Raw genomic sequence first — 5,928 nt, forward strand, 5'->3', positions numbered from 1 at the left:
GCCCGGCCCCCCCCTCGCCCCCCCGCGCCCCCGCCCCGCCCCCACCCGGGGGGCGGGCCGCTGCCGTCGGCGGGCCGACGACGAGAGGACGAACGTGTACTTCACCGACCGTGGCATCGAGGAACTGGTCGAGCGCCGGGGCGAGGAGCAGGTCAGCCTGGAGTGGCTGGGCGAGCGCCTGCGCGACTTCGTCGACCTCAACCCGGAGTTCGAGACGCCGGTCGAGCGCTTCGCCACCTGGCTGGCCCGGCTGGACGACGAGGACGACGAGTGACCCGCTGAGATCGTCCGCCGGGTCCGCGGTGACCGTGCCCGGCGCGATGGTCAGCCGGTCGCGTCGGGTCCCGGCCCGGCCGCGACCCGCTCCGCCATGGCATGCGCCCACACCGCGTCCAGGTCCGCCCCGGGCGGAAACCGGCCGGCCAGCTCCAGCTCGACCAGCCCGTGTGCCAGGCCCCAGAGGGCGCGGGCCGCGGTCAGGTCACCACCGGTCACCCGGAGCAGCGGCGCCGCGGCGGCCGCCTCCACGCCGGGCGCGAGGCGCTCGCGGGCCAGCGGCCTCCGGGTGGCGATCTCGTACAGTCGGGGATGCCGGAGCGCCCACGCGCGGTAGGCGGCGGCGAGCGACGGCAGGTCCGGGGCCGTTTCCAGGGCCGCGGCGAGCCGCTGCAACGCCCGCTGCTGGAGGGCCGCCTCGATCTCGGGCTTTCCCGCGACGTGCTTGTACAACGACGGCGCCTGGATGCCGAGTTCCTCGGCGAGCCGGCGCATGGTGACGGCCTCCGGCCCGTCGCGCTCCAGCAGGCGTTCCGCCACGTCGACGATCTCCTCGCGGCGGGTCACCGGCGCGGCTCCGCCAGCCAGCCGCGACAGAGCACGAAGGCCAGGACGAGCAGCACCGACAGGGCCCCGTCCCAGGCCAGGATCGTGCCGGTCCCCTCGATCGCCGGGTTCCGCGTGTAGGCCAGCGCGGTCACCGTCATGGCCACCTTGTGGAAGATGACCAGCGCCCACACCCCGCGCTGGCCCCGCGGCCGCACGGCGAGCAGGGCGAAGAGCCCGGCGAAGACCACGAAGCCGTACGCCCGCCAGGTCTCCACCACCGTGCCGGCCGGCTCGGCGTCGGCGACCGCGCCGTACGCCCCCAGAGCCGCCGCCACCGCCCCGGCCGCCGCCAGCCAGAGCAGGACCCGGCCGACCCGGTCGCGGAGACGTCGGCCGTCGGCGGTCAGGGTTGTGCTCTGCAGGGTCGTCGCTCCGGTCATCTCGGCACCGCCTCAGGTCATGGCTAACAGTGTTAGCCTCAACCTAGGCTAACACTGTTAGCCAGGTCAACATGGCCACTGTCGGATCCGGCTTCCACTGGGGACAATCGGGGTACACCCCGGTAATCCGGATCCGAGGGAGGCGGACATGCCCCGAGACGACCCCCGGCCACCGCAGGACGCGGTGACCGTCCGCCAGCTTCGCCTCGGCGTCGGCGCGGTGGGCCTCGCCCTGCCGGTCGGCCTGATCGTCGGGCACCTGATCGCCGCCGGGCGGCTCACCCTGCTCGACTCGCTCAGCGGCTACTACCACACCGAGATGCGGGACGTCTTCGTCGGCGCGCTCTGCGCCATCGGCGTCTTCCTGATCAGCTACCGCTACCGGTGGCCGGACGACGCGCTCGGCACGGTCGCCGGGCTGCTCGCCGTCATGGTGGCCCTCTTCCCCACCACGATGGGCGCGCCGGCCGGGACCATCAGCCGCAGCGACCGGCTCGTCGGCGTGGTGCACCAGGTCGCCGCCGCCGGGCTCTTCGTGCTGCTGGCGGTCTTCTGCCTCTTCCTGTTCACCCGCCCCGACCGGGCCGGCGTGCCACCGCGCCCCGCTGCCGTCCGGTTCTACCGGATCTGCGGCGGGCTCATCCTGCTGGCGATCCTGCTCGCCCTGGCCAGCACCCAACTGCCCGCCGACGTGCGGCACGCGGTCAAGCCGGTGCTGTGGTGCGAGACGCTGGCCGTCTTCGCGTTCGGGGCAGCCTGGCTGGCGAACAGCGACGCGCTCTTCCGGGCCGCCGGGCCTGGGCCCAAGGACCCGGGCGCGGTGCGGCGCGATCTTGTAGCGTGAGGTCGTGGCGCGCAGCGTGTACCTGACCAGCGTGGGGTCGGGCGGGGGCAAGTCGACAGTCGCGCTCGGGCTGGCCGAACTGCTGTCCCGGCAGGTCGAGCGGATCGGCGCGTTCCGGCCGCTGGTCGCCGGCCGGGGCCCGGACCAGATCCTCGCTCTGCTCACCGAGCGCTACCGGGTGGAGCTGCCGCTGGACGAGCTGCACGGCGCCACGTACGCCGAGGCCACCGCCCTGGTCGCGGACGGCCGGCGGGAGGAGTTGATCTCCCAGATCGTGGCCCGCTACCGGGAGGTGGAGCGGCGCTGCCCGGCCGTGGTCGTGGTGGGCAGCGACTTCGCCGACGGCGACGGCGCCGGACCGCGGGAGTTGGCGTTCAACGCCCGGCTGGCGACGGAGTTCAGCAGCGTGGTGGTGCCGGTGGTCGACGGCTTCGGGCAGGAGCCGGAGGCGATCGCGGCGGCGGTGCGCGGGGCGTACCACGATCTGCAGGACCTGGGGGCGACGGTGGTGGCGGTGGTCGCCAACCGGGTGCCGGGGCCGATGACCCTGCCCGAGCTGCCCGTTCCGGCGTACGCCATCCCCGAGGTGCCGGCCGTGTCGGCGCCGACGGTGGCCGAGGTGGCGGCGGCGCTCGGCGCCACCCTGCTCTCCGGCGACCCGGCCGCGCTGGACCGGGACGTGCTCGACTACGTGGTGGGCGCGGCGCACGTGCCCACCCTGCTCGACCACTTCACCGACGGGGCGCTGGTGATCACCCCGGGCGACCGGGACGACCTGCTGGTGGCCGCGGGCGCCGCGCACGTGGCCGGGCAGGTCTCCCTGGCCGGGCTGGTGCTCACCCTCGGCGAGCAGCCCGACCCGCGGGCGATGCGGCTGTTCGAGCGGCTGAACACCGGGCTGGCGGTGCTCTCGGTGGCCAGCGACAGCTACGACACGGTCGCGGCCTCCAGCCGGATCGAGGGCCGGCCCAGCGCGGCCAACCCGCGCAAGGTGGAGGCGGCACTCGGCGCGTTCGAACGCTGCGTGGACACCGTCGACCTGGCTCGCCGGCTGCGGGTCAGCCGGTCCGCGCGGGTCACCCCGCTGATGTTCGAGAACGACCTGCTCGACCGGGCCCGCACGCAGCGCCGCCGGTTGGTGCTGCCCGAGGGTACGGAGGAACGCATCCTGCGGGCGGCGGAGATCCTGCTGCGCCGGGGCGTGGCCGACCTGACCCTGCTCGGCCGCCCCGAGGAGATCGCCCGGCGGACCCGGGAGCTGGGCATCGACATCGGCGACGCCCAGGTGGTCGACCCGGTGACCAGCGAGTGGCGGGACGAGTTCGCCGGCGAGTACGCCAAGCTGCGCGCACACCGGGGCGTCACGGTGGAGCTGGCGCACGACATCGTGGCTCAGCCCAACTACTTCGGCACCATGATGGTGCAGACCGGCCGGGCGGACGGGATGGTCTCGGGGGCCACCCACACCACGGCGGCCACCATCCGGCCGGCGTTCGAGATCATCCGCACGGTGCCGGGCGTCTCGGTGGCCTCCAGCGTCTTCTTCATGCTGCTCGCCGACCGGGTGCTGGTCTACGGCGACTGCGCGGTCAACCCGGACCCGGACGCCGCCCAGCTCGCCGACATCGCCATCTCCTCGGCGGACACGGCGGCCCGGTTCGGCATCGAGCCGCGGGTGGCCATGCTGTCCTACTCGACCGGTGACTCCGGCTCCGGAGCGGACGTGGAGAAGGTCGCGGCGGCCACCAAGCTGGTCCGGGAACGCCGGCCGGAGCTGCTGGTGGAGGGCCCGATCCAGTACGACGCGGCGATCGATCCGCAGGTCGCGGCCACCAAGCTGCCGGACAGTCCGGTGGCCGGGCAGGCCACCGTGTTCATCTTCCCGGACCTGAACACCGGCAACAACACGTACAAGGCGGTGCAGCGCTCGGCCGGCGCGGTGGCGGTCGGGCCGGTCATGCAGGGCCTGCGCCGGCCGGTCAACGACCTGTCCCGGGGCGCCACCGTGCCGGACATCGTCAACACCGTGGCGATCACCGCCATCCAGGCTGCCGCCGGGGAGTCCTCATGAGCCGCATCCTCGTCCTCAACTGCGGGTCCTCGTCGGTCAAGTACCGCCTCTACGACGGCGACGAGGTACGCGACAAGGGCACCGTCGAGCGGGTCGGGGAGCCGGGCGGCGGGTCGGCCGATCACGAGACCGCGGTACGGGAGATCATCGAGCGGCTGGACCTGACCGGGCTGGCCGGGGTCGGGCACCGGGTGGTGCACGGCGGCCGGAAGTTCAGCGAGCCGGTGCTCCTCGACGACGCCGTGATCGCCGCGATCGAGGATCTGGTGCCGCTCGCCCCGCTGCACAACCCGGCGAACCTGGCCGGCATCCGGGTGGCCCGGGCGGCGCTGCCGGACACCCCGCAGGTAGCCGTCTTCGACACCGCGTTCCACCACACGCTCCCCGAGGCCGCCGCCACCTACGCGATCGACCGCGAGACCGCCGAGCGGTACGGCATCCGCCGGTACGGCTTCCACGGCACCTCGCACGCGTACGTCTCGCGGCGCACCGCGGAACTGCTGGACCGGCCGTACGGGGAGCTGAACACCATCACGTTGCACCTGGGCAACGGCGCGAGCGCCTGCGCGGTCCGGGGCGGCCGGAGCGTGGCCACGTCGATGGGAATGTCCCCGCTGGAGGGCCTGGTGATGGGCACCCGCAGCGGTGACCTCGACCCGACCGTCATCTTCCACCTGCGCCGCGAGGCCGGAATGGGTGTGGACGACATCGACGACCTGCTCAACCACCGCAGCGGCCTGCTCGGCCTGACCGGGGTCAACGACATGCGCGAGGTGCTGGCCCGCCGGGACGCCTCCGATCCGGCCGCCGCGCTCGCCTTCGACGTCTACTGCCGTCGGATCAAGGCGTACGTGGGCGGGTACTACGCCCTGCTCGAGCGGGTCGACGCGGTCACCTTCACGGCTGGCGTCGGCGAGCACGCCGCCCCGGTCCGCGCGGCGTCGCTGACCGGCCTGGAGCGGCTCGGTATCGCCGTCGACCCGGACCGCAACGCCGCCAGCGGGGACCGGGTGATCTCCCCCGCCGGGTCCGAGGTCACGGTCTGCGTGATCAGCACCGACGAGGAGCGGGAGATCGCCCGGGAAACCCGGGACGTGATCGGGTCCCGCGCCTGAGGGTCGTGCCCGGGGCGCCCTCCGCAGGCGGGCACCGGGGTGCCGAGCGCCTACAAACTTGATGTCGCAAACGACTCACCCGGCGGCCGGGTCCGGTCCGGCGCACGCCGCCACCACGAGCGCCGCCGCCGTGCCTTGCGGCATCGGGGCGCGCCGACCCAGCGCCGCCGCGGTGGCGGGGCGGCGATCCATCCACGACATCAAGTTTGTAGTGCGAAAAGGGCCTGCCACGGTCCCTGGGCCGGCCGGCTTTCCGCCTGAAGGTTCCGGCTTCGCCCACTCGACAGCCCGGTCCGGCCGGCGCAGCCGCGGCACCGGCACGGCTGCGCCGGGAGGGAGGCGCCGGCGGGTTCAGGACAGCGCGAGCCAGGCCACCAGGACGACCACCACGACGGCGGCGGCGATGCCGGCGATCAGTGGCAGCCGGGACGGCGCCGGCGCGGCGGCACCGGCGTCGGGCGAGTCGACGAAGGCCCGGAACTGGGCGGTGTTGCCGCTGGGGTCGGTGTAGTTCTCAGCCATGCGGGTGACCCTAGCGAAGCGGGTCCACCCGCAGCGTCCCGCCGGGCCGGTGCGGCAGAGCCGGCCCGGCCGGTGGAGGCGTCCGCCGACCGGGTGGTGGCGGCATCCGGT

The 5,928-nt window shown here is 74.2% G+C and carries 7 protein-coding genes; 4 read left to right on the forward strand and 3 right to left on the reverse strand.

Annotated elements, in window-relative coordinates; translation table 11 throughout:
- The first annotated feature begins 94 nt into the window (after window positions 1–94).
- Window positions 95–274 carry a DUF6104 family protein gene (locus ACWEVO_RS27910; RefSeq protein WP_046571482.1) on the forward strand — a complete coding sequence of 60 codons (180 nt, stop codon included), beginning with the start codon at window positions 95–97 and terminating at the stop codon, window positions 272–274.
- Window positions 275–324: 50 nt separating this feature from the next.
- Here ACWEVO_RS27910 and ACWEVO_RS27915 read toward each other — a convergent pair whose 3' ends face one another.
- Together ACWEVO_RS27915 and ACWEVO_RS27920 are read right to left on the reverse strand one after the other, a co-directional pair.
- The gene (locus ACWEVO_RS27915; RefSeq protein WP_452310468.1) at window positions 325–843 is read right to left on the reverse strand and encodes a TetR/AcrR family transcriptional regulator; all 519 of its coding nucleotides are present in this window, start codon (window positions 841–843) and stop codon (window positions 325–327) included.
- The gene (locus ACWEVO_RS27920; RefSeq protein WP_452310469.1) at window positions 840–1,265 is read right to left on the reverse strand and encodes a hypothetical protein; all 426 of its coding nucleotides are present in this window, start codon (window positions 1,263–1,265) and stop codon (window positions 840–842) included. The genes ACWEVO_RS27915 and ACWEVO_RS27920 overlap by 4 nt, the downstream gene beginning before the upstream one ends.
- 148 nt (window positions 1,266–1,413) lie before the next feature.
- Here ACWEVO_RS27920 and ACWEVO_RS27925 point away from each other — a divergent pair, with 148 nt between their 5' ends.
- From ACWEVO_RS27925 to ACWEVO_RS27935, 3 genes are read left to right on the forward strand one after another with little or no spacing between them, the layout of a single operon-like run.
- Window positions 1,414–2,109, forward strand: a complete 696-nt coding sequence (locus tag ACWEVO_RS27925) for a hypothetical protein (protein WP_452310470.1) — start codon at window positions 1,414–1,416, stop codon at window positions 2,107–2,109.
- A 4-nt stretch (window positions 2,110–2,113) separates the two neighbouring features.
- Window positions 2,114–4,180: a phosphate acetyltransferase gene (gene pta, locus ACWEVO_RS27930; protein ID WP_452310471.1), complete on the forward strand. Its 2,067-nt coding sequence runs from the start codon at window positions 2,114–2,116 to the stop codon at window positions 4,178–4,180.
- Window positions 4,177–5,295 carry an acetate/propionate family kinase gene (locus ACWEVO_RS27935; RefSeq protein ID WP_452310472.1) on the forward strand — a complete coding sequence of 373 codons (1,119 nt, stop codon included), beginning with the start codon at window positions 4,177–4,179 and terminating at the stop codon, window positions 5,293–5,295. Before pta ends, ACWEVO_RS27935 begins: the two co-directional genes overlap by 4 nt.
- 351 nt (window positions 5,296–5,646) lie before the next feature.
- Here the strand turns inward: ACWEVO_RS27935 and ACWEVO_RS27940 are convergent, their stop codons facing one another.
- Window positions 5,647–5,817 carry a hypothetical protein gene (locus ACWEVO_RS27940; RefSeq protein WP_452310473.1) on the reverse strand — a complete coding sequence of 57 codons (171 nt, stop codon included), beginning with the start codon at window positions 5,815–5,817 and terminating at the stop codon, window positions 5,647–5,649.
- Window positions 5,818–5,928: the final 111 nt, after the last annotated feature.

The sequence above is a fragment of the Micromonospora sp. NPDC003776 genome, from assembly GCF_053605645.1.

Coding starts and splice junctions, on each gene's coding strand:
- ACWEVO_RS27920 (WP_452310469.1), bottom strand. CDS start 1,265: ATGACCGGAGCGACGACCCTGCAGAGCACAACCCTGACCGCCGACGGC.
- ACWEVO_RS27925 (WP_452310470.1), top strand. CDS start 1,414: ATGCCCCGAGACGACCCCCGGCCACCGCAGGACGCGGTGACCGTCCGC.
- ACWEVO_RS27935 (WP_452310472.1), top strand. CDS start 4,177: ATGAGCCGCATCCTCGTCCTCAACTGCGGGTCCTCGTCGGTCAAGTAC.
- ACWEVO_RS27940 (WP_452310473.1), bottom strand. CDS start 5,817: ATGGCTGAGAACTACACCGACCCCAGCGGCAACACCGCCCAGTTCCGG.